The organism is Actinoplanes sp. NPDC049118, assembly GCF_040648555.1.
In the GTDB taxonomy this organism is placed as follows: domain Bacteria; phylum Actinomycetota; class Actinomycetes; order Mycobacteriales; family Micromonosporaceae; genus Actinoplanes.
Genome location: NZ_JBEZDY010000013.1, coordinates 167,530 through 192,744, shown reverse-complemented (window position 1 = coordinate 192,744; position 25,215 = coordinate 167,530). Strand labels below are relative to the sequence as shown.

The 25,215-nt window shown below is 72.5% G+C and carries 25 protein-coding genes; 19 read left to right on the top strand and 6 right to left on the bottom strand.

Annotated elements, in window-relative coordinates; translation table 11 throughout:
* Positions 1–5 precede the first annotated feature (5 nt).
* From AB0B58_RS22180 to AB0B58_RS22150, 7 genes are all read left to right on the top strand, one after another.
* The gene (locus tag AB0B58_RS22180; RefSeq protein ID WP_360226678.1) at positions 6–857 is read left to right on the top strand and encodes a 3-hydroxyacyl-CoA dehydrogenase family protein; all 852 of its coding nucleotides are present in this window, start codon (positions 6–8) and stop codon (positions 855–857) included.
* Positions 854–1,777 (top strand): 1,2-phenylacetyl-CoA epoxidase subunit PaaA, encoded by a 924-nt coding sequence (gene paaA / locus AB0B58_RS22175; RefSeq protein WP_360226458.1) that lies wholly within the window; start codon positions 854–856, stop codon positions 1,775–1,777. The genes AB0B58_RS22180 and paaA overlap by 4 nt, the downstream gene beginning before the upstream one ends.
* Positions 1,774–2,070, top strand: a complete 297-nt coding sequence (gene paaB / locus AB0B58_RS22170) for a 1,2-phenylacetyl-CoA epoxidase subunit PaaB (protein ID WP_360226455.1) — start codon at positions 1,774–1,776, stop codon at positions 2,068–2,070. The genes paaA and paaB overlap by 4 nt, the downstream gene beginning before the upstream one ends.
* A 10-nt stretch (positions 2,071–2,080) precedes the next feature.
* Entirely contained in the window at positions 2,081–2,959 is an 879-nt protein-coding gene (gene paaC / locus AB0B58_RS22165) for a 1,2-phenylacetyl-CoA epoxidase subunit PaaC (protein ID WP_360226452.1), read from the top strand.
* Positions 2,953–3,444: a 1,2-phenylacetyl-CoA epoxidase subunit PaaD gene (gene paaD / locus AB0B58_RS22160; protein WP_360226449.1), complete on the top strand. Its 492-nt coding sequence runs from the start codon at positions 2,953–2,955 to the stop codon at positions 3,442–3,444. The genes paaC and paaD overlap by 7 nt, the downstream gene beginning before the upstream one ends.
* Position 3,445: 1 nt before the next feature.
* The gene (gene paaE, locus AB0B58_RS22155; protein ID WP_360226446.1) at positions 3,446–4,504 is read left to right on the top strand and encodes a 1,2-phenylacetyl-CoA epoxidase subunit PaaE; all 1,059 of its coding nucleotides are present in this window, start codon (positions 3,446–3,448) and stop codon (positions 4,502–4,504) included.
* A gap of 92 nt (positions 4,505–4,596) precedes the next feature.
* Positions 4,597–6,828: an EAL domain-containing protein gene (locus AB0B58_RS22150; protein WP_360226443.1), complete on the top strand. Its 2,232-nt coding sequence runs from the start codon at positions 4,597–4,599 to the stop codon at positions 6,826–6,828.
* A gap of 69 nt (positions 6,829–6,897) precedes the next feature.
* On the opposite strand, the gene AB0B58_RS22145 is transcribed toward AB0B58_RS22150, so the two are convergent.
* Positions 6,898–8,433, bottom strand: a complete 1,536-nt coding sequence (locus AB0B58_RS22145) for a hypothetical protein (RefSeq protein ID WP_360226440.1) — start codon at positions 8,431–8,433, stop codon at positions 6,898–6,900.
* Positions 8,434–8,818: 385 nt separating this feature from the next.
* On the opposite strand from AB0B58_RS22145, the gene AB0B58_RS22140 reads away from it, so the two are divergent.
* From AB0B58_RS22140 to AB0B58_RS22095, 10 genes are all read left to right on the top strand, one after another.
* Positions 8,819–9,913, top strand: coding sequence for a serine hydrolase domain-containing protein (locus tag AB0B58_RS22140; protein WP_360226437.1), 1,095 nt, complete (start codon positions 8,819–8,821; stop codon positions 9,911–9,913).
* A 94-nt stretch (positions 9,914–10,007) separates the two neighbouring features.
* Positions 10,008–11,135, top strand: a complete 1,128-nt coding sequence (locus AB0B58_RS22135) for an ABC transporter substrate-binding protein (RefSeq protein ID WP_360226434.1) — start codon at positions 10,008–10,010, stop codon at positions 11,133–11,135.
* A gap of 2 nt (positions 11,136–11,137) precedes the next feature.
* Positions 11,138–12,058: an ABC transporter permease subunit gene (locus AB0B58_RS22130; protein WP_360226431.1), complete on the top strand. Its 921-nt coding sequence runs from the start codon at positions 11,138–11,140 to the stop codon at positions 12,056–12,058.
* Positions 12,046–12,837, top strand: coding sequence for an ABC transporter permease subunit (locus AB0B58_RS22125; RefSeq protein ID WP_360226428.1), 792 nt, complete (start codon positions 12,046–12,048; stop codon positions 12,835–12,837). The genes AB0B58_RS22130 and AB0B58_RS22125 overlap by 13 nt, the downstream gene beginning before the upstream one ends.
* Positions 12,834–13,856, top strand: a complete 1,023-nt coding sequence (locus AB0B58_RS22120) for an ABC transporter ATP-binding protein (protein ID WP_360226425.1) — start codon at positions 12,834–12,836, stop codon at positions 13,854–13,856. Before AB0B58_RS22125 ends, AB0B58_RS22120 begins: the two co-directional genes overlap by 4 nt.
* 48 nt (positions 13,857–13,904) lie before the next feature.
* Positions 13,905–14,309 (top strand): DUF6232 family protein, encoded by a 405-nt coding sequence (locus AB0B58_RS22115; RefSeq protein ID WP_360226422.1) that lies wholly within the window; start codon positions 13,905–13,907, stop codon positions 14,307–14,309.
* Between the two features lie 418 nt (positions 14,310–14,727).
* Positions 14,728–14,904: a hypothetical protein gene (locus AB0B58_RS22110; protein WP_360226419.1), complete on the top strand. Its 177-nt coding sequence runs from the start codon at positions 14,728–14,730 to the stop codon at positions 14,902–14,904.
* A gap of 51 nt (positions 14,905–14,955) precedes the next feature.
* On the top strand, positions 14,956–16,359 hold the full coding sequence (locus AB0B58_RS22105; RefSeq protein WP_360226416.1) for a DUF4331 domain-containing protein: 1,404 nt from the start codon (positions 14,956–14,958) through the stop codon (positions 16,357–16,359).
* On the top strand, positions 16,356–16,697 hold the full coding sequence (locus AB0B58_RS22100) for a phospholipase (RefSeq protein ID WP_360226413.1): 342 nt from the start codon (positions 16,356–16,358) through the stop codon (positions 16,695–16,697). The genes AB0B58_RS22105 and AB0B58_RS22100 overlap by 4 nt, the downstream gene beginning before the upstream one ends.
* Positions 16,698–16,734: 37 nt before the next feature.
* Positions 16,735–17,760: an AraC family transcriptional regulator gene (locus tag AB0B58_RS22095; RefSeq protein WP_360226410.1), complete on the top strand. Its 1,026-nt coding sequence runs from the start codon at positions 16,735–16,737 to the stop codon at positions 17,758–17,760.
* A gap of 25 nt (positions 17,761–17,785) precedes the next feature.
* On the opposite strand, the gene glgC is transcribed toward AB0B58_RS22095, so the two are convergent.
* The 3 genes from glgC to AB0B58_RS22080 all read right to left on the bottom strand — a co-directional run bounded on the left by glgC (position 17,786) and on the right by AB0B58_RS22080 (position 19,408).
* The gene (gene glgC / locus AB0B58_RS22090) at positions 17,786–19,018 is read right to left on the bottom strand and encodes a glucose-1-phosphate adenylyltransferase (RefSeq protein WP_360226407.1); all 1,233 of its coding nucleotides are present in this window, start codon (positions 19,016–19,018) and stop codon (positions 17,786–17,788) included.
* Between the two features lie 70 nt (positions 19,019–19,088).
* A complete protein-coding gene (locus AB0B58_RS22085) occupies positions 19,089–19,259 on the bottom strand; it encodes a hypothetical protein (RefSeq protein WP_360226404.1) in 171 nt (56 codons plus the stop codon).
* Positions 19,259–19,408 carry a hypothetical protein gene (locus AB0B58_RS22080; protein WP_360226401.1) on the bottom strand — a complete coding sequence of 50 codons (150 nt, stop codon included), beginning with the start codon at positions 19,406–19,408 and terminating at the stop codon, positions 19,259–19,261. Before AB0B58_RS22080 ends, AB0B58_RS22085 begins: the two co-directional genes overlap by 1 nt.
* Positions 19,409–19,809: 401 nt before the next feature.
* Between AB0B58_RS22080 and glgA the strand changes: the two genes are divergently transcribed.
* On the top strand, positions 19,810–21,033 hold the full coding sequence (glgA, locus tag AB0B58_RS22075; RefSeq protein ID WP_360226398.1) for a glycogen synthase: 1,224 nt from the start codon (positions 19,810–19,812) through the stop codon (positions 21,031–21,033).
* Here the strand turns inward: glgA and AB0B58_RS22070 are convergent.
* Positions 21,015–21,929 carry an FAD-dependent oxidoreductase gene (locus AB0B58_RS22070; RefSeq protein ID WP_360226395.1) on the bottom strand — a complete coding sequence of 305 codons (915 nt, stop codon included), beginning with the start codon at positions 21,927–21,929 and terminating at the stop codon, positions 21,015–21,017. The two genes, glgA and AB0B58_RS22070, sit on opposite strands and share 19 nt — an antisense overlap.
* A 33-nt stretch (positions 21,930–21,962) precedes the next feature.
* Between AB0B58_RS22070 and AB0B58_RS22065 the strand changes: the two genes are divergently transcribed.
* On the top strand, positions 21,963–23,582 hold the full coding sequence (locus tag AB0B58_RS22065) for a family 10 glycosylhydrolase (protein WP_360226392.1): 1,620 nt from the start codon (positions 21,963–21,965) through the stop codon (positions 23,580–23,582).
* On the opposite strand, the gene AB0B58_RS22060 is transcribed toward AB0B58_RS22065, so the two are convergent.
* Positions 23,572–25,206, bottom strand: coding sequence for an ABC-F family ATP-binding cassette domain-containing protein (locus AB0B58_RS22060; protein ID WP_360226389.1), 1,635 nt, complete (start codon positions 25,204–25,206; stop codon positions 23,572–23,574). The two genes, AB0B58_RS22065 and AB0B58_RS22060, sit on opposite strands and share 11 nt — an antisense overlap.
* Between the last annotated feature and the right edge of the window lie 9 nt (positions 25,207–25,215).

Sequence of the window (25,215 nt, the reverse complement as noted above, 5' to 3'; positions counted from 1 at the left end):
CCGCCGTGCCGAAGATCGTCGGCGTCATCGGCGGCGGGCGGATGGGCGCGGGCATCGCCCAGGTCTTCGCCGTCGCCGGCGCCTGCGTGACCATCGTCGAGCGGGACCCGGCCGCGGGCGCGGCCGCCCTGGAGCGGGTCGGCACAGGCGTGCGCCGCGCCGCCGAGCGGGGCAAGCTCGCCGGGGACGCCGCGCAGGTCCTGGACCGCGTCGGCCTCGCCGGCGAGGTCGCGGACCTGCCGGCCGCCGACCTGATCGTCGAGGCGGTGCCCGAGGACGCGGCCCTCAAGATCCGCGTGCTCGCCGCCGCCGAGGCGGTCGCTGGCGAGCACACCGTGCTCGCCACCAACACCAGCTCGCTGTCGATCGCCGGCCTCGCCGAGGGCCTGCGCCGCCCGGCGGCCCTGATCGGCATGCACTTCTTCAACCCGGTGCCGGCCAGCGATCTCGTCGAGATCGTGGTCGGCCCGCAGACCGCCGACGCGGTCCGCGACGCCGCCCATTCCTGGGCGCTGGGCCTCGGCAAGACCGCGATCCTGGTACGCGACTCGCCCGGCTTCGCCACCAGCCGCCTCGGCGTCCTGCTCGGCCTCGAGGCCATCCGGATGCTCGAGGAGGGCGTCGCCGACGCGGAGTCGATCGACCGGGCGATGGAGCTCGGCTACCGGCACCCGATGGGCCCGCTGCGCTCCACCGACCTTGTCGGCCTCGACGTGCGGCTCGCGATCGCCGAGCACCTGCACCGCGAGCTCGGCGAGCGGTTCGCGCCGCCGCAACTTCTGCGTGACAAGGTGGCCCGTGGAGAGCTGGGCCGCAAGACCGGACAGGGCTTCCACACCTGGGAGGTGAACCGATGACCGAGGCTACTTTCGCGGAGACCATCGCGAAGGATCAGCGGGTCGAGCCGCGGGACTGGATGCCGGACGGCTACCGCAGGACGATGATCCGGCAGATCGCGCAGCACGCGCACTCGGAGATCATCGGCATGCAGCCCGAGGGCGAGTGGATCACCCGTGCGCCGTCGCTGCGGCGCAAGGCGATCCTGCTCGCCAAGGTGCAGGACGAGGCGGGGCACGGCCTCTACCTCTACTCGGCGGCCGAGACCCTCGGCGCCGACCGCGGCGACCTGACCCGCCGGCTCATCGAGGGCCGGCAGAAGTACTCGTCGATCTTCAATTACCCGACCCTGTCCTTCGCCGACGTCGGCGTCATCGGCTGGCTTGTCGACGGCGCCGCGATCTGCAACCAGGTGCCGCTGTGCCGCAGCTCCTTCGGCCCGTACGCCCGGGCGATGATCCGGATCTGCAAGGAGGAGTCCTTCCACCAGCGGCAGGGCTACGAGCTGCTGATGACGATGATGGGCGGCACCGACGCGCAGCGGGAGATGGTGCAGGACGCCGTCAACCGCTGGTGGTGGCCGTCGCTGATGATGTTCGGGCCGCCCGACGACCAGTCGCCGAACTCGGCGCAGTCCATGGCCTGGAAGATCAAGCGGCACACCAACGACGAGCTGCGGCAGCGCTACGTCGACATGAGCGTGCCGCAGGCCGAGGCGCTCGGGGTCACCCTGCCGGACCCGGACCTGCGCTGGAACGACGAGCGCGGGCACTGGGACTTCGGCGCCATCGACTGGGACGAGCTCAAGCGCGTCATCTCGGGCGACGGCCCGTGCAACGCCCTGCGCATCGAGAACCGGCGCCGCGCCGACTCCGAGGGCGCCTGGGTCCGCGAGGCGGCCGCGGCACACGCCGCCCGCCGTCAGGAGGTAGCACCATGACCGAAGAGATCAAGCACGAGTGGCCGTTGTTCGAGGTCTTCGTCCGGGCCAAGCGCGGCCTGAACCACGTGCACGTCGGCTCGTTGCGTGCCGCCGACCACCAGATGGCCCTGCACCACGCCCGCGACCTCTACACGCGGCGCAACGAGGGCGTGAGCATCTGGGTGGTGCGCTCGGACGACGTGGCGGCGTCCAGCCCGGACGAGAAGGACGCGTTCTTCGCACCGAGCGGGGACAAGGTCTACCGGCACCCGACGTACTACTCGATTCCCGACTCCGTACCGCACATCTGAGGCGATCTGAATGTCCTTCGACGCCGCCTACGAGGCGCTCACCGACCACGACGACGACGCCCGGTGGGCCTACGGCACCGGGTTCGCCGACCCGCTCGCCGGCGTGGACACCGCCGTGCCCGCCGGGGTCGACCGCGGTGACCTGGCCGCCTACTGCCTCATGCTCGGCGACGACGCGCTGATCATGTCCCACCGGCTGCAGCAATGGGTGACCCGCGCGCCCGAGCTCGAGGACGAGCTGGCGATCGCCAACATCGCCCTCGACCTGCTCGGCCAGGCCCGGCTGCTGCTGACCCGCGCGGCCGAGGTCGAGGACGCCGGCCTCGACGAGGACGCCCTGGCCTACCTGCGGGACGCGGCCGACTTCCGCAACGTCCGGCTGGTGGAGCGGGAGGACGCCGACTTCGCGCACCTGGTCGCCCGCCTGCTGGTGTTCGCGACGTGGCGGCTCGCGCTGCTGGACGCGCTGACCGCCTCGGCCGACCCGGTGCTGGCGGCGATCGGCGCGAAGGGCGTCAAGGAGGTCACCTACCACCGCGACTACGCGGCCCAGTGGGTGGTCCGGCTCGGCGACGGAACGGAGCTGTCGCACGAACGCATGCGCGCCGCGGCCGACGCGGTACTGCCGCTGACCGACGAGCTCTTCCGCACCCACCGTACGGAGTCGCGCCTGGCGCGCGCCGGGGTGGCCGTGGATCCGGCGACGCTGCGCGCGGAGTTCGACGGCGTCTGGGCGCAGGTCATGCAGGCCGCGAACCTGCACCCGGCGGCGCGGACCCAGGGCGACGACGGCCCGGGCGGCCGGGACGGCGTGCACACGGCGGCGCTGGCCGACATCCTCGCCGAACTGCAGGGCCTGGCCCGATCCGTGCCGGGCGGTGCGTGGTGACCGCGGCGGCCGTCGCGGCCCGGGTCGCGGACCCGGAACTGCCCATGCTGACCCTCGCCGACCTCGGGATCCTGCGCGCCGTCGACGAGGCCGGCGACCGGGTCGTCGTCACGATCACCCCGACGTACTCGGGCTGCCCCGCCATGCGGACCATCGAGGACGACCTCACCGGCGCGCTGCGCGAAGCCGGCTACGCGCGGGTCGAGGTGCGCACCGTGCTGAGCCCGGCGTGGACCACCGACTGGATCACCCCGGCGGGCCGGGACAAGCTCGCCGCCGCCGGGATCTCGCCGCCGGGGCCCGCGCCCCGCCGGGCCTCCGGGCCGGTGCCGCTCACCCTCGGCCCCAGCCGGCGGTCGATCGCCTGCCCGCAGTGCGGGCACGCCGAGACGGAGGAGATCGCGGCCTTCAGCGCCACGGCCTGCCGTGCGCTGCGCCGGTGCCCCGCCTGCCGCGAGCCGTTCGAACACGTGAAGGAGATCTGACGTGGTGGTGCGTGAGTTCCATCCGCTGCGGGTCGCCGCCGTCGAGCGGCTCTGCGACGACGCGGTCGCCGTCACGTTCGAGGTGCCGGACGAGCTGACCGGCGTGTACGCGTTCCGGCCGGGGCAGTCGCTGACGATCCGCCGCGCCGGGGACGGCGCCGACGAGCGCCGCAGCTACTCGATCTGCGCGCCGGCGGGGGAGCGCCCCCGCATCGGCGTCCGCGAGGTGCCCGGCGGCCTGGTGTCGTCGTGGCTGGTGCACGGCCTGCGGCCCGGCGACGAGGTCGAGGTCGCGCCGCCGAGCGGCACCTTCACGCCGGATCTCGAGGCGGCGGGCCGGCACGTCCTGATCGCCGCCGGCTCGGGCATCACGCCGGTCCTCTCGATCGCCGCCTCGCTGCTGCGGCGCCCGGACACCCAGGTCGGCATCCTGTACGGCAACCGCCGCGCCGACACGGTGATGTTCGCCGAGGAGCTCTCCGACCTCAAGGACGCCCATCCGTCCCGGCTCGAACTGGTGCACCTGCTCTCCCGCGAGGCCCGCGAGGTCGAGCTGCTGACCGGGCGCCTCGACGCGGACAAGCTACGGGCCCTGCTGCCCCGGCTCATCGACGTGCACTGGGTCGACCACTGGTGGCTGTGCGGCCCGTTCGGCATGGTCACCGGCGCCACCGAGGTGCTGGGCGAGTTCGGCGTCGAGCCGGCCCGCATCCACCGCGAGCTGTTCTGGGTGGACGAGGCGCCGCCGGAGCCGGTCCGGGAGGAGGCGGGCCCCCGGGGGCCGAGCAGCGAGGTCACCGTCGTTCTCGACGGCCGGTCGACCACGGTCACCGTGCCGCAGGGCGACACCGTCCTCGAGGGGGCACAGCGGTCCCGCCCGGACCTGCCGTTCGCCTGCAAGGGCGGGGTGTGCGGCACCTGCCGGGCCCGCGTCGTCGACGGCGAGGTGGAGATGCGGCGGAACTTCGCGCTGGAGCCGGCCGAGGTGGCTGCGGGATTCGTGCTCACCTGCCAGTCGACCCCGACCTCGGCCAAGGTCGTGGTCAGCTTCGACGACTGAGCGCCCCGCCGCGCCCCGCCGCGGCAACGCCGGGGACGTCCGGCCCGCCCGAAAGCCTCACAATCGCGGTCTGCCTGCCGATGGCTCCGCTCGTGCAAAGTGCGGAGTTCGACGACCACACCGCGGAGTACTGGGCTCGCCAGATCCGGATCGGATCCGCCATCGCCGCCGGGGTCTCCCTGCTCGGCTGCGTGCGGGTGGCAGTCGACTGGGGTGCCGGCGCCCACTGGCTGATCCCGCTGGTGGTCTGCGCGATCGCCGGGCAGGTGGGTGCCGTGTTCCTGCCCTGGGCCCGGATGGTGCGCGACCGCCGGTTCCGGCGCTGGCTGGTCGGCTGGTGGCTCGTGGTGCTGCCGCTGCTGTTCCTGTTCTCCTACATCGACGACGACGGCCTGATCATCTACCTGCCGGGCGTCGCGCTGATCCTGGTGGGCGCCGCGTCGCTGTACGGGCCCCGGGTCGTGGTGGGGCTCGGCGTCCTGTCCCTGGCCGGCTACCTGGCCCTGCTGCCGGCGGTGACCAGCACCAGCGCGGTCTCGGTCGTCTCGCTGGCGGCGATCATGTCCTGCCTCGTCGCGCTGAACTCGATACACGCACACAACCGGCGGCAGCTGGACACCCGGCGCAAGGCCGCCGAGCACCGCACCGAGATGCTGCTCGAGGCCGCCTCGGACGCGGTCTTCGCGATCGACGCCGAGGGCGTCGTCCGCTACGCCAGCCCGTCCGCCCAGCGGATCCTCGGCCTGCGCACGGACCAGCTCAGCGGCACCGCCGCGGTCGCGCTGACCCACCCGGAGGAGCTGGACGGCCTGCGCGAATGGCTGGCCGGACTGTGGAACATGCCGGGGGAGACCAGCCGCACCGAGGCGCGGTTGCGCCGCCCGGACGGCACCTGGATGCACCTCGACGTCATCGGCACGAATCGGGTCGACGACCCGGCCCTGCGCGCCGCCGTGATCAGCCTGCGGGACATCGGCCGGCGCAAGGAGCTCGAGGACGAGCTCAGCAAGCAGGCCTTCACCGACTCGCTGACCGGCCTGCCGAACCGGGCGTTGTTCCGCGACCGGCTCGAGCAGGCCGTCGCCCGCCGCCGCGCCGACGGCACGGTCACCGTGCTGCTCATCGACCTCGACGACTTCAAGCTGGTCAACGACAACCTCGGGCACAGCGCCGGCGACGAGCTGCTGGCCACCCTCGCCCGGCGGCTGCGCGCCGAGATGCGCCCCGGCGACACCCTGGCCCGGCTCGGCGGCGACGAGTTCGCCATCCTGATCGAGGACCTGGACCTCGCCGGCGCGGCCACCCTGGCCGAGCGGCTGCTGGCCGCGGGCCGCGAGCAGGTCCGGCTGGGCAGCCGGGACGTGAACTGCTCGCTGAGCATCGGCGTCGCCGGCGGCGACATGCCCGCCGAGCAGCTGCTGCGCAACGCCGACCTCGCCATGTACGCGGCCAAGCGCGGCGGCCGCAACGCGTACGAGCTGTTCAGCCCCTCGATGTCGCGCTCGGTCCTGGAGGAGGCGCAGCAGCGCGTCGACATGGAGCGCGGACTGGAGCAGAAGCAGTTCGTCGTCCTGTACCAGCCGGTCGTGGACATGGAGACCGAGCGGCTGACGGGCGTCGAGGCGCTGGTCCGGTGGCGGCACCCCGAGGACGGGCTGCTCAGCCCGAACCAGTTCATCGCGAACGCCGAGGCCAACGGCCTGATCGTGCCGCTCGGCCGGTGGGTGCTGCGGGAGGCCTGCGAGCAGCTTGCGCGCTGGCGCCGCGAGACGCCGGACGCGGCCGGCCTGGTGATGAACGTCAACCTGTCGGCGCGGCAGTTCCAGTACGCCGGCCTGGTCGACGACGTCGCCGCGGCGCTCGCCGACGCGGGCATCCCGGCGGGCTCGCTGACCCTGGAGATCACCGAGTCGATGCTGATGGTGGACATCGACGGGGCGATCGAGACGCTCGGCGCGCTGCGGGAGCTCGGCGTCCGGCTGGCCATCGACGACTTCGGCACCGGCTATTCGTCGCTGAACTACCTCAAGCAGCTGCCGGTCGACATCATCAAGATCGACCGCACGTTCGTGGAGCAGGTCGACACCGACGCCGAGGACGTGGCGCTGATCGACGCGGTGGTGGGCCTGGGGCAGGCGCTGCGGTTGCAGACCGTGGCGGAGGGCATCGAGACCGACGGCCAGTGGGCGATGCTGCGCCAGATCGGCTGCGACCAGGGCCAGGGTTACCTGTTCGGCCGCCCGGGCGACGCGGCCTCGGTGACCGGCCTGCTGGCCCGCGGCACGGGCACGGCGACCCGGGTCGCCGCCGGGTCCTCCGCCTGAGCGGGTAGCGCGACGGGAATCGGGCAGCCACCGGGGGGTGGCTGCCCGATCAACGCCGGTACGGGACGGTCAGTCGCGGGTGGCGTTCCGGCGGCGCCGGGTCGCGCCGATGAGCACCGCACCGCAGAGCACCAGCAGGGCACCGCCCAGGATGATGGTTATCGAGTTGGCGCCGGTAAGGGCCAGCCTGGAGTTGTTCTCGGCCTGCACGTCGCTCGCCGCCGCCTCCTCCTCCTGGCCGGGGTCCGGCGCGCCGTCGTCGTCGTTCGCCGCGACCTCGGCGGCGGGCTCCTCGGTGGCCTTCGTCTCCGTCGGCAAGGGCTTGGCCTTGTCGCCGGCCACGTTCTTCACCGGGTCGTCGCCCTCGCTCTCGTCGCCCGAGCCGGCGGACTCGTCGTCCTCATCGGTCGCCGGCCGGGTGGTCTTGCCGGGCTTCGGCGAGGCGGCGGTGGTCTTCGGGATCGTCACGGTGCCGGTCTTGGGCGGCGTGCCGTCGGTCCCGGTCTTCGGCGTCGCGGTACCGGCCGTGTTGCCGGGGTTCGGCTCCTGGTTGTCGCCGTTGCCGTTGTCGCCCTCGTCGCCGTTGTCCCCGCCGCCGTTGTCCCCGCCGTTGTTGTCCCCGCCGTTGTTGTCACCACCGCCGTTGTCGGCGGGCGGGGACGCGGGTGGAGTCGCGGGCGGGGTGGTGGCCGGCGGGTCCTCGGGCTCCTCGGCCTGGCCGCCCTCGACCTTGACGCGGACCGCGTCGAGCGCCGGGGTCTGGTTGGCGCGCTGCATCATCGGGATGCGGTGCGAGCCGTCGCCGGCCCAGGACGCGCACTGCGCGATGCCCTCCTGCGGCAGCCCCGGCACCTGGATGGTCACGGTGTCCGGCGTCGCGCCGCCCTTCTTGTCCTCGGTCGCGACGAAGAACGCCGGCACCGGCGCCGGGTCGACGGCCTCGGTGGTGCTGGACAGCATCCGGCACGCGGTGTGGAAGTGACCCCGGACGAGACCGTCCTGCAGGACCGAACTCTCCACGTAGTAGCCGCCCTGGCCGGCCGCGAGGAAGCGGTCCCGGATCAGGTTGCGGGTGCTGACCTTGAGGGTGAACGGCGTGTTCGCCTTCACCGTCTCCGGGAACTCGGTGATCAGCAGCGTCGGGTTGTTCTCCTGCGCGCCGACCTCGCCGAACTCGGTGGAGACGCAGCGGCCGCCCTTCTGGAAGCCGTCGTGCGGCTCCAGGTCGCTGTCCTCGCAGCTGTTGGCCAGGATCTGCAGGCCGTTGACCTGCTTGGCCGTCGTGTTGCCGGTCTTGCAGACCTCGACGGGCTCGGGCGCGGGCGCCTGCTCGCCCTTGGCGAGCTGGCCGTCGCCCTTGTGCTGGACGTCGCCGTCCTTGTCCGTGTAGGTGCCGACCTTGGGGTCGCTCGCGGCCTTCTGGCCCGACGGGGCGGCCGGGGCGGCGGCGGGAGCCTGGCAGGCGGCGGTCTTGCTCTCGTCGGCGTTGGAGATCTGGGTGACACCGATCACCCCACCGAACGCGACCAGAACGGCGACCGCGGCGATGATCCTGCGGTCCGGGCCCCGGCGCGTGCCGGCCCGACGGTAGGTCGGCCTTCGCATGGGTGGCACCTCTTCTTCAAACCATTTCGGCGGCTGATGCTGCCAGCAGAGGAGGCCATTTCCGGTCCCCATCCGCGGTGGCACCCAGACGTTAGGAGCACGGTTGACCGAACGCCAATTAAGGCCGAAAACTTGAGGATTTCTTAGGCGCAAATTAATGCAAAGATATGCATCGCATTTCGAACCCCGAACCTCCACCGTTCGGACGATGTCCGTCTAGTACGAACAGTGGAGGCCCGCGATGCGTACCGGTGTCACGAGGGTACCGGGAGTGAGCGAGCGCGGCACCGTCCTAACGGGCGGCTCCGGCCCGGTACGGCGGCCGCGACCTCGCCGCGGACCCCGGATTGCGACAGGATGGGAACGCCGGAAAGGAGGCGCTCCCATGTCCCTCGTGCACGGCACGGTCGCACCCGGCTACGAGAAGGTCCAGGAGGTCTTCGCCGCCGAGGCCGCCCGGCTGGGCGACGTCGCCGCCCAGCTCGCGGTGCACCGGCACGGCCGCCCGGTCGTCGACCTGCACACCGGCGACGGCGGCGCGCTGACCGGGATCTACGGCGTCACCAAGGGCGCCGCCTACCTCGCCTTCGCGCTGCTGGTGCAGGACGGGCTCGTCGACGTCGCCCGCTCGGTGCGGCACTACTGGCCACAGTTCACCAGCGATGTCACCGTGCGGGAGCTGCTACAGCACCGGGCCGGGCTGATCGGGGTGGACGGCGGATTCGGCCCGCGCGAGATCGCGGACGACCGGATCATCGCCGAGCGGCTCGCCAAGCAGCGCCCGTACTGGCCCCGCGGCTCAGGCTACGGCTACCACGCGCTGGTCATCGGCGCGCTCGCCGGCGAGATCGTCCGGCGGGTCACCGGGCGTTCGCTGCAGCAGACGTACGAGCAGCGCATCCGCGCGCCGTACGGCATCGACCTCTACCTCGGGCTGCCCGAGCGGCTAGAGCCGCGGTTCCGCCCGGTTCGCCCGGCAACGGTGCGGGATCCGCCGCCGGACCCCGCGAGCCTGGCCGGCATCGCGCTGAACCTGCACGCGGACCCGCCGACCGACCTCGTCACGTTCGCGAACAGCCGGACGGTGCGGCGCCTCGGCCAGGCCTCGGCGGGCGGTGTGGCAAATGCGCGGGGCATCGCGCGACTGTATGCTGCGGCACTGTCGGGTGTGGACGGCTTTGCGCCACTGCTGCGCCCGCAGACGATCACGAACTTCGGCACCGCCGGCGGGCCCGCCCCGGACCTGCTGACCGGCGCCGAAGGCAACCGCTTCGGCCTCGGCTTCGAGGCCCTGACGACGCTTTATCCCTTCCTCGGCCCGGCCGCGTTCGGACACTTCGGCGCGGCCGGATCGCTCGGCTTCGCCGACCCGCGCAGCGGTGTCGCGTACGGCTACACCCGGGACCGGTTCGCCGCGCCCGGCGGGGCGGTGGAGAACGACCAGCTCGCGGCGGCTGTAATTCAGGCAGTCGACGCCTGATCGTCGCCCGCCGCCCGCCGGGGATCCACCCGGCAATCCCATGATCCACGTCTCGGTGCCGTCCCTGTCGGCACCGACGAGATGGAGGACGAAAGTGCGCACCCTTGCCCGTACCGCCGCCGCCCTGGTGGCGGCCACGACTTTCGCCGCGATGGTGGCCTGCTCGCCGCCCGAGAAGGAGAGCGCGGGCGCCGCCAGCGACGCCGCCGCGGCGGGCAGCGCCGCCGACCTCGGCGGCATGGACGCGCTGGTGGCGGCCGCGAAGAAGGAGGGCGAGCTCAACGTCATCGCCCTGCCGCCGGACTGGGCGAACTACGGCGAGATCATCAAGACCTTCGGCACCAAGTACGGCATCAAGGTCAATTCGGCTCAGCCGGACGCCTCCAGCCAGGACGAGATCAACGCCGCCGACCAGCTCAAGGGCCAGGACAAGGCGCCCGACGTGTTCGACCTCGGCAGCGCGGTCGCGACCGCCAACGTCGCCAAGTTCGCGCCGTACAAGGTGGCCACCTGGGCCGACATCCCGGACGCGCTCAAGGACGCGAACGGCACCTGGACCAACGACTACGGCGGCTACATGTCGATCGGCTACGACGCCGGCAAGGTGCCCGCGCCGGCGAGCGTCGCCGACCTGCTCAAGCCCGAGTACAAGGGCAAGGTGGCGCTCAACGGCGACCCGACCCAGGCCGGCGCCGCGTTCGCGGGCGTCATGATGGCCTCGCTCGGCAGCGGCGGCTCCGCCGACGACATCGCGCCCGGCGTGGACTTCTTCGCCAAGCTGAAGAAGGCGGGCAACTTCCTGCCCGTCGACCCGACGCCGGCGACCATCGAGTCCGGCCAGACGCCGGTCGTCATCGACTGGGACTACCTCAACGTCGCGCAGGGCAGCAAGCTCACCGGCAAGATCGACTGGAAGACCATGGTGCCCGCGAACGCGGTGCTCGGCTCCTACTACGTGCAGGCCGTCAGCAAGGACGCCCCGCACCCCGCGGCCGCCCGGCTCTGGCAGGAGTTCCTCTACTCCGACGAGGGCCAGAACCTGTGGCTGAAGGGCGGAGCCCGGCCCGTGCGCGCCGACGCGATGCAGAAGGCCGGCACCCTCGACGCGGCCGCCTTCGCGGCGCTGCCGAAGGCGGACGGCACCCCGGTCTTCCAGACCGAGGCGCAGACCACCAAGGCCAAGGAGTACCTGGCGGCCAACTGGGCTAAGGCCATCGGCTGAGCATGGCGGCCGTTTCGGACAGCCCGGACCTGCTGGCTCCCACGCCGCAGGTCCGGGCGCCGCGCCGCGGGCTCGGGCCGGGCCGGGCGGGCAGCCTGCTCGGCACGGTCCCGTTCTTCGCCTACGTCGCGGTCTTCCTGATCGTCCCCACGCTTGTCGTGATCGTCGGCGCGTTCGCCGGCGACGGCGGCTTCACCTGGTCGAACGTGGCCGCGCTCGGCGAGGGGTACATCCTGGACGCGTTCGGGCGCAGCCTCGCGCTGTCCGCGGTGACCGCCGTGATCGGCGCGGTCCTCGGCGCGGTGCTCGCCTACGCCCTGGTCACCGGGAGCCCCGGCGGGCCGCTGCGGCGCGTCGTCACCGCCGCCTCCGGGGTGCTCGCCCAGTTCGGCGGCGTCACCCTGGCGTTCGCCTTCATCGCGACCATCGGCCTGTCCGGCTTCGTCACCGTCTTCCTGCGCGACCACCTCGGCATCGACCTGTACGCCGGCGGCGTGTGGCTGTTCGAACTGCCGGGGCTCGCGCTGGTCTACACCTACTTCCAGGTGCCGCTGATGGTCATCGTCTTCCTGCCCGCGCTCGACGGCATCCGCCCGCAGTGGCGCGAGGCCACCGAGAGCCTGGGCGGCTCCACCTGGCAGTACTGGACCCGGGTCGCCGGGCCGTTGCTCGCCCCCGCGTTCCTCGGTTCGGCGCTGCTGCTGTTCGCGAACGCCTTCTCCGCGTACGCGACGGCGGCCGCCCTGGTCAGCCAGGGCAACCCGATCGTGCCGCTGCAGATCCGCGGCGCCCTGACCAGCGAGGTCGTCCTCGGCCAGCAGAACCTGGGCAAGGCGATGGCGCTCGGCATGGTGGTCGTGGTCGCCGCGGTGATGACCGGTTACACCCTGCTGCAGCGGCGGACCGCACGATGGCTGGGCTGAGGGCGCGCCGGGCCCGCCGGCAGCGCGTGTTCCGCTGGACCGTCCTGACCGTGGCGGGCGTCTTCTTCCTGCTGCCGCTCGCCGCGATGCTCGAGTTCAGCACCCGCGGCGCCGGGACGTGGTCGCTGCTGGCCGACTGGCCCCGGCTCAGCGAGACGTACCCGGACCTGGCCGAGGGCATCCTCGCGTCGCTGGGCCAGGCGCTGCTGACCGCGCTGCTGATGCTGGCGCTGCTGGTGCCGACCGCGATCTGGGTCCGGCTGCGCCTGCCCGGCCTGCGGCCGCTCGTCGAGTTCCTCTGCCTGCTGCCGCTGACCATCCCGGCGATCGTCCTGGTGGTCGGCCTCGCGCCGGTGTACGCGTGGGTCAACTACCTCATCGGCGGCTCGTCGCTGACGCTGACCTTCGCGTACACGATCCTGGTCCTGCCGTATGCCTACCGGGCGATCGACGCCGGGCTGTCCGCGATCGACGTCCGCACGCTCGCCGAGGCCGCCCGCGGCCTTGGCGCGGGCTGGGCGACGGTGATGGTGCGGGTGGTGCTGCCGAACATCCGCTCGGCGGTGCTCTCCGCGGCGTTCCTGACGGTGGCGCTGGTGCTCGGCGAGTTCACCATCGCGTCGCTGCTGAACCGCACCAACCTGCAGGTCGCGATCAATCTGCTCGGCAAGAGCAGCGCCACGATGAGTGTCGCGGTGTCGCTTGCCGCGCTGGTGCTCGCGTTCGTCCTGCTCCTGCTCCTGTCCCTGTTCGGCGAACGACGAAGGGCACCGCAATGAACGGCGTCGCGGTAGATCTGGACGGGCTGCGCCGCAGCTTCGGCAGCGTGCACGCCCTCGACGGGCTCACGTTGCAGATGCGGCCCGGCGAGCTGGTCGCCCTGCTCGGCCCGTCCGGCTGCGGCAAGACGACGGCGCTGCGCATCCTGGCCGGCCTCGAGGACGCCGACAGCGGCCGGATCCTGGTCGGCGGCCGCGACATCGGCGGCCTGCCGGCCAACCGCCGCGACATGGGCATGGTCTTCCAGGCATACAGCCTCTTCCCGCACCTGACCGCGCTGGAGAACGTCCAGTTCGGCCTCAAGCTGCGCCGCCGGGCGGCCGGCGACCGGGCCGCGAGGATGCTCGAGCTGGTCGGCATCAGCACGCACGCGGCCCGCTACCCGCACCAGCTCTCCGGCGGGCAGCAACAGCGGGTCGCGCTGGCCCGGGCCCTCGCCATCGAGCCGCAGGTGCTGCTGCTCGACGAGCCGCTGTCCGCCCTGGACGCCAAGGTCCGGGTGCAGCTGCGCGACGAGATCCGGCGGATACAGACCGAGGTCGGCACCACCACCCTCTTCGTCACACACGACCAGGAGGAGGCCCTCGCGATCGCGGACCGGGTCGGCGTGATGCGCGCGGGCCGGCTGGAGCAGCTCGCCGGGCCGGCCGAGGTGTATCTGCGCCCGGCGAGCGCGTTCGTCGCGGACTTCGTCGGCCTCAGCAACCGGCTGCCGGGCCGCCTCGACGGCGACGCGGTCTCGGTGCTGGGCGCGCGCCTGCCGCTGGTCCGGCCCGCGACGGGCGGGCCGGAGGTCACCGCCCTGGTACGCCCGGAGTCGGTCGACGTGGTGCCGGACCCCGAGGGCCCCGGCCGCGTGGTGTCCACGACGTTCCTCGGCCCCACCAGCCGGGTCACCGTGGCGGTCGGTGAGACCCTCGTGGTCGCGCAGGTGACCGGCGAGCGCCTCGCGGGGCTGGCCGCGCACACGCCGGTCCGGGTCGACCTGAGACCGGTGGCCGTGGCGCTCGAGACGTGAACGCTCAGTAGTATGGCGATCACGTTACGGTGCTTGCTCTACTGACGTGTGCGCACCTACTACCGCGGGCCCGACGCCGCCGTCACCGACGAGCTGTTCATCTGGCAGACCGGGCCGGTGCGGTCGTTCGTGCTCGTGGAGCTGCGCAACGTGGACCGGGTGCAGCAGGAGGCGAGCCGCCTCGGGCGGGTCATCGCGGGCCTGCTGCTGGCCGTCGCCGGTGGAGTGTGGGTACAGCTCGCACTGCCGGGCCGCTGGTTCGTCGGCGCCGGTGCGCTGGTCGCCGCGCTGACGATCGCCGGCTGGCCGTCGCACTCCCGCCGGTGGATGCTGAAGGCGGCGTACCGCGGCGACGACGACGTGACCCTGTACAGCTCGGCGGACCCCCGGGTCTTCAACCAGGTGACCCGGGCGCTGCGCCGGGCCATGGAGGACGCCCGCGGGCCGCGGTGAACTCACCGCTGACCGATTTCGGCCGCCGGGCGCCCCGGGCCCGGTCGCCGATTACCGCAATTCCCCGCCGAGTGCCGCGCGTGATCGTTCCGTCACCCAGGTTGATCTCCGTGCGCGACTTGGTCATCTGGGAGTTGAGCTGCGAAAACATGGTTCCCCCGGTGATCCGAACCTGAAGGGAACCTTTCCTGGGAAATTGTTTTGAACCGCTGCGGTGGCGGCTTCGTACTGATGGCTGTCGACGACGTTTGTCCCGGGCAATACCCCCGAAACGCGCGACCGGCGGGCGACCGCCGGTGCGTTTGACGAAAGGCCGAGCATGAGTCGTGTCCACTCCGGCACACGGGCGGTTAGCCGCCTGTCGCGCCGTCGGGTTCTTATCGCCGCCACCGTTGGCGTCGGTGTCTCCGCCGCCGGCGTGGCCGGGCTGAGCATCGCCGGCGAGAAGCCCGGCTCGGACGACAGCGAGCCGCTGGTGCTCTCCCTGCGTGACGCGAAGAAGGGCACGTTCGACCTGTTCTCCGGCGGTTCGAAGGTCACCCTGACCGACAAGAAGCTCGCCGAGAAGCTCCTCAAGGCAGTCAAGCGCGGCTGAGCCGCTTCCTCGCCTGGTAGCCCCCCGATTCCTGAGTAAGGAAGAAGACTCATGTCATCGCACCGTGAAGCGCCGGAGATCAGCAAGGACCCGGTGGCAGACAGCGCCGACCTGTACGCGTTCGTGAGCCCGGACCACCCGGACACCGTCACCCTGATCGCCAACTACGTGCCGCTGCAGCTCCCCGCGAGCGGACCGAACTTCTTCGAGTTCGGCGACGACGTGCTCTACGAGATCCACGTCGACTCCAACGGCGACGGGCGCCCCGACCTGACGTACCAGTTCCGCTTCCGGACCGAGCTGCGCAACGACCGGACGTTCCTGTACAACACCGGTCCGATCGAGTCGCTCGACAGCGAGAACTGGAACCGGCGGCAGTTCTACTCGGTGACCCGGGTCGACTCGCACGGCAAGCACACCGTGCTCGCCGAGAAGCTGCCCTGCCCGCCCTGCAACGTCGGGCCGCTGTCGATCCCGGACTACGACAAGCTGGCCGAGGACGCGGTGCACAAGCTCAAGACCGGCGAGAAGGTCTTCGCCGGCCAGCGTGCCGACCCGTTCTTCGTCGACCTCGGTGCGATCTTCGACCTCGGCACCCTGCGGCCGTTCCAGGACAAGCACCTGGTCGGGCAGAAGCTGTTCAACTACGCCGGCAAGGCGGTCAACGCCACCGACAAGATGAACGTGCACAGCATCGCCATCCAGCTGCCGCTGCACTACGTGCGCCGCGAGGGCAAGAAGAAGGTCCGCGGCCGCGACCCCGGTGCGGTCATCGGCGTGTGGACCTCCGCGAGCCGGCGCCAGGTCCAGGTCCGGCACGGCCGCAAGAACGACGACGTGTACGTGGGCCCGCAGGTGCAGGTCTCCCGGCTCGGCAACCCGCTGTTCAACGAGGTCATCGTGCCGATGGCGCAGAAGGACCTGTGGAACAGCCTGCCGCCGAGCGAGGACAAGCGCTTCGCCGAGTTCGTCGAGCAGCCCGAGCTGGGTGCGCTGCTGCCAGTGCTCTACCCGGGCCTGTTCGACAACCTGGCCGAGCTCAACAAGGCCAAGACGGCCCGCGCCGACCTCGTCGCGATCCTGCTCACCGGCATACCGGACGGGCTCATCGACGACTTCCAGAACAACACCGGCGACGTGCAGGCCGACATGCTGCGGCTCAACACGGCCGTACCGCCGACCAAGGAGGAGAACGCCTTCGGCCTGCTCGGCGGCGACCTGGCCGGCTTCCCGAACGGGCGCCGCGTCGCCGACGACGTCGTGTCGATCTCCCTGCGCGCGATCGCCGGCGTGACCGTGCCGCTGGTGGACGAGAAGTTCAAGCCGGACGACGCGGCCGCGCTGGTCGAGCAGGGACTGTCGGCCAAGGACGCCAGCTCGAAGCTGCTGAAGAAGTTCCCCTACCTCGGGGTGCCGTTCGACGGGTTCAACAACCCGGAGGCGGAGGACAAGTGAGCGCGGGCGCCCATCATCACCACACCCTCGACCCGTCCGGGCAGGGCACCGTGGTGCTCAACATCGGCCGCGGCATCGGCGCGCTGGTCATACACACCCCGGGCAGCCTGCACGGGCACGAGATCGAGGTCAGCCCGGTCGGCGAGCCGGACCGCAGGACACACGCCGCGGTCCGCGCCCGGTACGTGCGCGACGGCGTCATGTTCAGCGTCGTCATCGACAGCCTCGCCGAGGGCCGCTACGTCGTGTGGGGTGATCCCGTGACGTCATTGGCCGAGGTGGACGTCCGCGGCGGGGCCGTCACCGAGTACGAATGGCCGGTGCCCGCAAAAGTGTGAGCAGCGTTCGCCGCCTCTGCCGGTCTAGGGTGAGCTGATGGACACGGCAGAGGCGGCCGGCCGGGAGCCCGTTTCGGGCACACCGGGTGGCGATGAGGCGGTCTACGCCAGCCTCCGCACCCGTGACGTCGACGAGGCGCGGGCGTTCTGCCGCCGCATGTACTACGGGCCGATCGAGGTCAAGCCGACGGGCAGCCTCGACGGCTTCGCTTTCTCCGGCGAGGTCGTGCAGCTCGGCCCGATCACGATCGGCGAGATCAGCTACGGCGCGGAGATCTGCCTCGCCAGCGGCTCCCTCGACACGGCCTACCACGTGCTGGCGCCGCTGACCGGCGGCGTGCACGTGCTGCACGGCGGCGCCGCGACGACGGCGGACCCGAGCCAGGCGGCCGTGTTCCGCCCGGTCGGCGACATCGACCTGCGCTGGTCGGCGGACTGCCGGCTGATCAGCGTCAAGGTGGAGCGGCTGGCCCTGGAGCGCGAGCTCGGCCCGGCCCTGAACCGCGAGGCGGTACCGATGCTGCCGCTCGGCGCGACGTTCGGCCTGGCGGGCGGCCCGGGCCGCTCCTGGCTGGCCCTGATCCGCCTGCTGCACGCGGAGGCCCGCCAGGCGGACGGCCTCAGCCTGCTGCCGCACCTGCTGCGGCAGTGGCGCGAGCTGGCGGTGAGCGGCCTCGCACAGGCCGTCGAGCATCCCTTCGCGGACGGCGTCCCCGGTCGGCCGACGGCCCGCCGGCCCCGCACGGTCAAGCGCACCCTCGACGCGATGCACGCCGAACCGGGCCGCCCCTTCACCGCGGCCGAGCTGGCCGGCATCGCGGGCGTGGGAATCCGCGTCCTGCAGGAGTCCTTCCGACAGCACGTCGGCGTGCCGCCCCTGACCTACCTGCGCCGCCTGCGGCTGGAGCGGGTGCACGCCGACCTGAGCATGGCGGGCCCGGACCAGGTGAGCGTGAGCGAGGTGGCGACCCGCTGGGGCTTCACCCACCTGGGCCGCTTCGCCGGCGCCTACCGGGAACGCTACGGCGTCTCACCGTCGCAGACCCTCCGCGACGGCTTCTGAGGGGCGCCGGTACCGCGACCGCGGTTCAGAGCTCGACCCGCTGGCCCTTGCCCACGACGACGATTCCGGCGTCCGAGACGGTGTAGAGCTTGCGGTCGCGATCCAGGTCGACGCCGATCTGGGCGCCCTCCGGAACGATCACGTTCTTGTCGATGATCGCGTTGCGGATCACGGCGCGGCGCCCGACCTGGACGCCCTCCATCACGACCGAACCCTCCACGTGCGCCCAGGAGTTCACCCGCACGTTCGGGGACACCACCGAGCGCTCGACCAGGGCGCCCGAGACCACCACGCCGGGGGAGATCATCGACTCGACCGCGCGACCCTGGCGGTCGTCGTAGCCGTGCACGAACTTCGCCGGCGGCCAGGAGCCGTAGTTGGTGAAGATCGGCCACTCCATGTTGTAGAGATTGAAGACCGGCAGGGTCGCGATCAGATCCATGTGCGCGTCGTAGAACGAGTCCAGCGTTCCCACGTCGCGCCAGTAGCCGCGGTCGCGCTCGGTGCTGCCCGGCACGTCGTTGTCACGGAAGTCGTAGACATTGGCCTCGCCGCGCTCCACCAGCATCGGGATGATGTTGCCGCCCATGTCGTGCTTGCTGTCCGGGTTCTGCGCGTCGGCGGTGACCGCGTCGCACAGCGCCCGGGTGGTGAAGACGTAGTTGCCCATCGAGGCGAAGATCTCGTCCGGGGCGTCCGGCAGGCCCTCGACGTCTACCGGCTTCTCGCGGAACGCGCGGATCTTCCTGCCGTCCGCGCCGACGTCGATGACGCCGAACTGGTCCGACATCGACTTCGGCTGGCGGATCCCGGCGACCGTCACCGCCGCACCCGAGGCGATGTGGTCGTCGACCATCTGCTTCGGATCCATGCGGTAGATGTGGTCCGCGCCGAACACGATGACGTAGTCCGGGCTCTCGTCGTTGATCAGATTGAGGCTCTGGTAGATGGCGTCGGCCGAGCCGGCGAACCAGCGCGGGCCGAGCCGCTGCTGCGCCGGCACGGGCGTCACGTAGTTACCGAGCAACGTCGACATCCGCCACGTCTTGGTGATGTGCCGGTCGAGCGAGTGCGACTTGTACTGGGTCAGCACCACGATCTTCAGGAACCCGCCGCCGGCCAGGTTCGACAGCACGAAGTCGATCATGCGGTAGATGCCGCCGAAGGGGACGCCGGGCTTGGCCCGGTCCGCGGTGAGAGGCATCAGGCGCTTGCCTTCGCCACCTGCGAGCACGATCGCGAGCACCTTTACAGCCATGCCCGTGACGCTAACTTTCCGCGTGCCCTCGCGCCAGTCGAAGCGACTATCTGCGTCGGTTGTGTCGGGTTCAGTGGCGCCGCCGCGGCTCACCGACCGCATGCCGGTCGGTATCCGTGCGCAGCGCCCCGCCGCCGTGGGCAACCGCGGGTGCGCTGACCTGGGAAATCGTCGTGTCGCCGGGCCCGGACCGGCGCTGCGCGGGACGGTCGGGCGCCTCGTCCGCCAGGGTGTGTGCCATCAGCGGGCCCGCTCCCGCCCCTCGGCCTGCGCCGTCCGGGCCCGCGCGGCGAGGTCGTAGGTCGCGCGCGGGTCGTTGTACGCCCACGACTCCCGCACCGCGGTGTCACGGATGGCCCGCTCGATGTCGCTGCCGGACGCACGCTTCATGTCGCCGTCTCCTCTCGATGGTGGCGAGCAGGAGACGGGCTCGGCCTCCGACGGCTGCGAGCCCGCCCCCTGTCTACGTTCGGGGAGGAATCCGGGCGGTGCGGGTCCGGCGGGCCGGATCGGCCCGAATCCGGGAGACCCGCACACGTGAAACGGCCGGAGGGCCGATTCCGCGGACCGTCCACACCCGCTCCCCGACGGACGGCAGGGTCAGCGGCAGGGTCGCGATCGGCGCAACGTCGGATTCGCGGTGGCCACCAAGGACCCCGGAGAGATACCCGACCGGCGGGGCCGGGCCGGCCGCGGTCCCGGGCCGGGCCGGGCTGACCTTCGGTGTGCGCGACGGGCGGCCGCGAGGTTCAGCGGAGGTGGTCGCCGGTCGATGGGACTATTCTGCGCAGGTGACCGACTCGCGTTCAACGTCCAAGGGCGCGGGTCTCCGCGTCGATCTCCTCACCCGGGAGTACCCGCCCGAGGTTTACGGCGGCGCCGGGGTGCACGTCGAGTACCTCGCCCGGGACCTGCGCCCGCACGCCGACGTCCGGGTGCACTGCTTCGGCGCGAAGCGCGACGAGCCGGGCGTGACGGCGCACGCCGAGCCCGCCTCCCTCGCCACCGCCAACGCGGCGCTGCGCACCATGGGCATCGACCTGGCGATGGCGGCCGGCTGCGCGGGCACGGACATCGTGCACAGCCACACCTGGTACGCGAACTTCGCCGGTCACACCGCGAAGCTGCTGCACGGCGTGCCGCACGTGGTCACCACGCACAGCCTGGAGCCGCTGCGCCCGTGGAAGGCCGAGCAGCTGGGCGGCGGCTACGCCCTCTCGTCGTTCTGCGAGCGCACGGCCATCGAGGGCGCCGACGCCGTCATCGCCGTCTCCGGCGGGATGAAGCGGGACGTGCTGACCGCGTACCCGAGCGTCGACCCGGACCGGATCCGGGTGGTCTACAACGGGATCGACACCGAGCAGTACGCCCCGGACCGCGGCACCGACGTGATCGAGCGCCTCGGCATCGACCTGAACCGCCCCAGCGTGGTCTTCGTCGGCCGGATCACCCGGCAGAAGGGCCTGCCGTACCTGATGCGGGCCGCACACGACCTGCCGCCGGAGACCCAGATCGTGCTGCTCGCGGGCGCGCCGGACACGCCGGAGATCGCCGCCGAGGTCGGTGAGCTGGCCGACCGGCTGCGCGAGGCCCGCGACCCCAAGGGCGTGATCTGGGTGCAGGAGATGCTGCCCAAGCACGAGGTCGTCCAGGTGCTGACCCACGCAACGGTCTTCGTCTGCCCGTCGATCTACGAGCCCATGGGCATCGTCAACCTGGAGGCGATGGCCTGCGAGACGGCCGTGGTCGCGACCGCGACGGGCGGCATCCCCGAGGTCGTCGCGGACGGCGAGACGGGCCTGCTGGTCCCGATCGAGCAGGTCGCCGACGGCACCGGCACGCCGGTCGACCCGGACCGCTTCGTGCGGGACCTGGCCGCGGCGTTGACCAGGCTGATCGAGGACCCGGCCCGGGCCGCGCAGCTGGGCCTGGCCGGCCGCCGCCGCGCCGTCGAGCACTTCAGCTGGTCCCGGATCGCCGTGGACACCCTCGAGGTCTACCGCTCGGTGCTCTGAACGATCGCCCGCCCAACGGCCCGGCCGGACAGCCAGGCCGTCTGGACGCGCGGTCTGCCGAAGGCGTCCCCGGCGAGCCACACCCGGCCGTCGGTGACGAACGGCGGCGTGCCGGGGGAGCTGGGGCGGGCGCAGGTCCAGCGGTGCACGCGCACCTCGGGCCGCTCGTCCAGGCCGAGCAGGTCGTTCACCGCCGCGGCCAGCTCGCCGGCCGCCGCGCCCGGGTCCGCCAGCCGGGAGCGCGCGAACGCGGCCGTCGAGTGCGCGACCAGGACCGGGGCGAGGTCGCCGCGCCGGTCGCCGTCGTCGCAGACCGTGGCCAGCACCGGGTGGTCGTTGACGAAGGCGCCGTGGAAGCCGGGCCACGACCGCCCCGGGTACGTGCAGACGGCCGTGAGCACCGGCTCCCACGCCTGCGCCCGCGCCGCGTCGGCGACCGCGGCCGGCGGGCCGAGCCGCAGCGCCTGCGGCCCGGGCATGGCCAGCACGACGGCGTCGGCGTCGCCCGGTATCGCGTCCAGCCGGCTCTCCAGGACGACGTCGAGCCCGCCGGCCAGGTCCTCGGCCAGGGAACGCAGGCCGCCGGGTGCCGCCCAGCGCATCGGCCCGGCGGCCGGTTCGCCGGGCACCCGGCCCCGGAACACCGCCAGCGTGTCCGTCCAGGGCCGGGCCAGCCCGCGGGCCCGCCACCGGTCGGCGACGGCCGCGAAGTCCGGGTCGTCGGCGACGAGGTACGCGGCGCCGACGTCCGCGTACCGGCCGCCGGCGACGACGCCGGACAGCCTTCCCCCGACCACCGGATCGCGCTCGTGCACCCGGACGCTCACGCCCGCGGCCGACAGCTCGACGGCGCACGCCAGCCCCGCGATCCCCGCGCCCACCACGACCACCTTCATTCCCAGAGGGTATGACCGGGCACACTGGGTGCCATGCGCCGTCCCGGAGTCCGACCCGTCCTGATCGTCGCCGCACTGCTTTTCGGCGTCGCGGTGCTCGGCGTCGGGCTGGTGCGGGCGGCCACCTACGACCCGCCCGGTGCCGGTCCGGTCGCCGCCGAACAGGCCGGTCCGACCGCGGGCAGCGTCGGCAGATGCGGGACCATGCCGGTCAGGGCGGCGCGGGAGCTGCGCGGGATGTGGCTCACCACGGTGATGAACATCGACTGGCCCAGCCGGCCCGGCCTGAGCAAGGAGAAGGTGCAGGCCGAGTACCGCGCGTGGCTGGACCTGGCCGTCTCGATGCGGCACAACGCGATCTTCGTGCACGTGCGGCCCAGCGGCGACGCGTTCTGGGAGTCGAAGTACGCGCCCTGGTCGGAGTGGCTCACCGGCCGGCGCGACGGCAGGTCACCCGGCTGGGACCCGATGGAGTTCATGGTCGCCGAGGCGCACGCCCGCAACCTCGAGTTCCACGCCTGGTTCAACCCGTACCGGGGTACCCAGCCCGGGCCGTCCGGGCCCGGCGCCGACTTCGGCAAGCTCGCGCCCGGGCATCCGCTGCTCAAGCACCGCGACTGGGCCATCTCGTACCCAGACGGCGCGCGGGCCCGGCTCTACTTCGACCCGGGCAACCCGGACGCGCGGCGCTTCGTCGAGGACGCGATGCTCGAGGCCGTGCAGAGGTACGACGTGGACGGGGTGCACTTCGACGACTTCTTCTACCCGTACCCGGAGGGCGGCGGGCACGAGTTCAAGGACGACGCCAGCTTCGCCCGGCGCGCCGACAAGTCGCAGAGCCGCGGCGACTGGCGCCGGGCGAACGTGGACACCCTGGTCCGGGAGATGAGCGAGCGGATCAGGCAGCTCAAGCCGTGGGTGAAGTTCGGCATCAGCCCGTTCGGCATCTGGCGCAACTCCGGCACCGACAAGGCAGGGTCCGACACGCACGGGCTGGAGAGCTACGACGCCATCTACGCCGACACCCGCAAATGGGTACGCGAGAAGTGGCTCGACTACGTGGTGCCGCAGCTCTACTGGGCCATCGGCTTCGACCGGGCCGACTACGCCAAGGTGCTGCCGTGGTGGTCCGAGCTGGTCAAGGGCACCGGTGTGCAGCTGTACATCGGCCAGGGCGACTACCGGGTCGGCGAGAAGGGCCCGTGGCGCCAGCCCGACCAGCTGGACCGCCAGCTCACCCTCAACGACCGGCACGGCGTGCAGGGCAGCGTCCACTTCAGCGCCAAGCAGATCCGCCGGGACAAGCTCGGCGCGGTCAGCCGCTACCGCGACCACCACTACGCCGCACCGGCGCTGCTGCCCACGATGAGCCGGCTACCCGGCCGGCCGCCGGCCGCGCCCCGGCTCGTCGCCGCCCGCGAGGCCGGCGGCACGGTCGAGCTGGACTGGCAGCCGGGCCCGGGCGCGGAGCCGGCGAGCTGGGCGCTCTACCGCGTCGACGGCGCCGCCGCGAACCTGGTCGCGACCGGCCGGGCGGGCGCGAAGGTGGCGGACCCGGCGCCGCCCGCCGGCGGCGCGGCCTACTGCCTCAGCGGCCTGGACCGCTCCGGCAACGAGGGCCCGGTCAGCGCGCCGCGGGACCTCAGCCCGTGACCTTGCCGTCGGCGACCTCGAGGTGCCGGGTGGTCCGCACCGCCTCCAGCATCCGCCGGTCGTGGGTGACCAGCAGCAGGGTGCCGGCGTAGCTCGCCAGCGCCGCCTCCAGCTGTTCGATCGCGGCCAGGTCGAGGTGGTTCGTCGGCTCGTCGAGCACCAGCAGGTTGACGCCGCGGGCCTGCAGCAGCGCCAGCGCGGCCCGGGTCCGCTCGCCCGGCGAGAGGGTGTCGGCGGGGCGCAGCACGTGCGCGGCGCGCAGTCCGAACTTGGCCAGCAGCGTGCGCACGTCGGCGTCGGACAGGTCCGGCACGGCGGCGCCGAACGCGGCCATCAGGGGCTCCTCGCCCAGGAACAGCCCGCGGGCCTGGTCGACCTCGCCGACGACCACGCCCGGGCCGAGGACGGCCGAGCCCTCGTCCAGCGGCAGCCGGCCGAGCAGGGCCGCCAGCAGCGTCGACTTGCCGGAGCCGTTCGAGCCGGTGATCGCCACCCGGTCCGCCCAGTCGATCTGCAGCGTCACCGGGCCGAGCAGGAACGCTCCCCGGCGTACGGAAGCGTCGCGCAGCGTGGCCACGACGGCGCCGGCGCGGGGCGCGGCGGCGATCTCCATCCGGAGTTCCCACTCCTTGCGTGGCTCCTCGACGACCTCCAGCCGCTCGATCATCCGCTGGGTCTGGCGGGCCTTTGCGGCCTGCTTCTCCGTCGACTCGGCCCGCACGTTCCGGCCGATCTTGTCGTTGTCCTTGGACTTGCGGCGTGCGTTGCGCACGCCGTGCTCCATCCACCCGCGCTGCATCTGCGCCCGCTCCACCAGCGCGCCCTTGCGGTCGGCGTACTCCTCGAAGTCCTCGCGGGCGTGCCGCCGGGCCCGCTCGCGCTCCTCGAGATATGCGGCGTAGCCGCCGCCGTAGAGCCGCACCTGCTGCTGCGCCAGGTCGAGCTCGAGCACCGAGGTGACCGTCCGGGTGAGGAACTCGCGGTCGTGGCTGACCAGCACGGTGCCCGCGCGCAGCCCGGCCACGAACTCCTCCAGCCGGCGCAGGCCGTCCAGGTCGAGGTCGTTGGTCGGCTCGTCGAGCAGGAAGACGTCGTAGCGGCTGAGCAGCAGCGACGCCATCCCGGCCCGGGCCGCCTGGCCGCCCGAGAGCGCCGTCATCGGATGCTCGAGGGCCACGGCGAGGCCCAGCTCGGCGGCGACCTGCTCCGCGCGCTCCTCCAGGTCGGCGCCGCCCAGGTCCAGCCAGCGCTCGAGCGCGGCCGCGTAGGTCTCGTCCGAACCCGGCTCCCCACCGGCCAGGGCCTCGGCGGCGCGGTCCATCGCGGCCTGCGCCGGCCCGACGCCGGTGCGCCGGGCCAGGAAGTCGCGCACGGTCTCGCCCGGTCGCCGGTCCCGCTCCTGCGGCAGATAGCCGACGTTGGCGGTGGGCGGGCTCAGCGTCACCGCGCCGGCCTCGACCGGCAGCAGACCCGCGAGGGTACGCAGCAGCGTCGTCTTGCCCGCGCCGTTGACGCCGACCAGGCCGATCACGTCCCCGGGCGCGACCACCAGGTCGAGCGAGCTGAACAGGGTGCGGTCGCCGTGTCCCGCGGCAAGGTCCCGGACGATCATCGTGGCGCTCATCGGTACCCG

Bases quoted from the DNA above. Each gene is read 5' to 3' on its own strand.
- paaA (WP_360226458.1), top strand. From the start codon at position 854: ATGACCGAGGCTACTTTCGCGGAGACCATCGCGAAGGATCAGCGGGTC.
- paaB (WP_360226455.1), top strand. From the start codon at position 1,774: ATGACCGAAGAGATCAAGCACGAGTGGCCGTTGTTCGAGGTCTTCGTC.
- paaC (WP_360226452.1), top strand. From the start codon at position 2,081: ATGTCCTTCGACGCCGCCTACGAGGCGCTCACCGACCACGACGACGAC.
- AB0B58_RS22145 (WP_360226440.1), bottom strand. From the start codon at position 8,433: ATGCGAAGGCCGACCTACCGTCGGGCCGGCACGCGCCGGGGCCCGGAC.
- AB0B58_RS22140 (WP_360226437.1), top strand. From the start codon at position 8,819: ATGTCCCTCGTGCACGGCACGGTCGCACCCGGCTACGAGAAGGTCCAG.
- AB0B58_RS22130 (WP_360226431.1), top strand. From the start codon at position 11,138: ATGGCGGCCGTTTCGGACAGCCCGGACCTGCTGGCTCCCACGCCGCAG.
- AB0B58_RS22125 (WP_360226428.1), top strand. From the start codon at position 12,046: ATGGCTGGGCTGAGGGCGCGCCGGGCCCGCCGGCAGCGCGTGTTCCGC.
- AB0B58_RS22120 (WP_360226425.1), top strand. From the start codon at position 12,834: ATGAACGGCGTCGCGGTAGATCTGGACGGGCTGCGCCGCAGCTTCGGC.
- AB0B58_RS22105 (WP_360226416.1), top strand. From the start codon at position 14,956: ATGTCATCGCACCGTGAAGCGCCGGAGATCAGCAAGGACCCGGTGGCA.
- AB0B58_RS22095 (WP_360226410.1), top strand. From the start codon at position 16,735: ATGGACACGGCAGAGGCGGCCGGCCGGGAGCCCGTTTCGGGCACACCG.
- glgC (WP_360226407.1), bottom strand. From the start codon at position 19,018: ATGGCTGTAAAGGTGCTCGCGATCGTGCTCGCAGGTGGCGAAGGCAAG.
- AB0B58_RS22085 (WP_360226404.1), bottom strand. From the start codon at position 19,259: ATGGCACACACCCTGGCGGACGAGGCGCCCGACCGTCCCGCGCAGCGC.
- AB0B58_RS22080 (WP_360226401.1), bottom strand. From the start codon at position 19,408: ATGAAGCGTGCGTCCGGCAGCGACATCGAGCGGGCCATCCGTGACACC.
- AB0B58_RS22070 (WP_360226395.1), bottom strand. From the start codon at position 21,929: ATGAAGGTGGTCGTGGTGGGCGCGGGGATCGCGGGGCTGGCGTGCGCC.
- AB0B58_RS22065 (WP_360226392.1), top strand. From the start codon at position 21,963: ATGCGCCGTCCCGGAGTCCGACCCGTCCTGATCGTCGCCGCACTGCTT.
- AB0B58_RS22060 (WP_360226389.1), bottom strand. From the start codon at position 25,206: ATGAGCGCCACGATGATCGTCCGGGACCTTGCCGCGGGACACGGCGAC.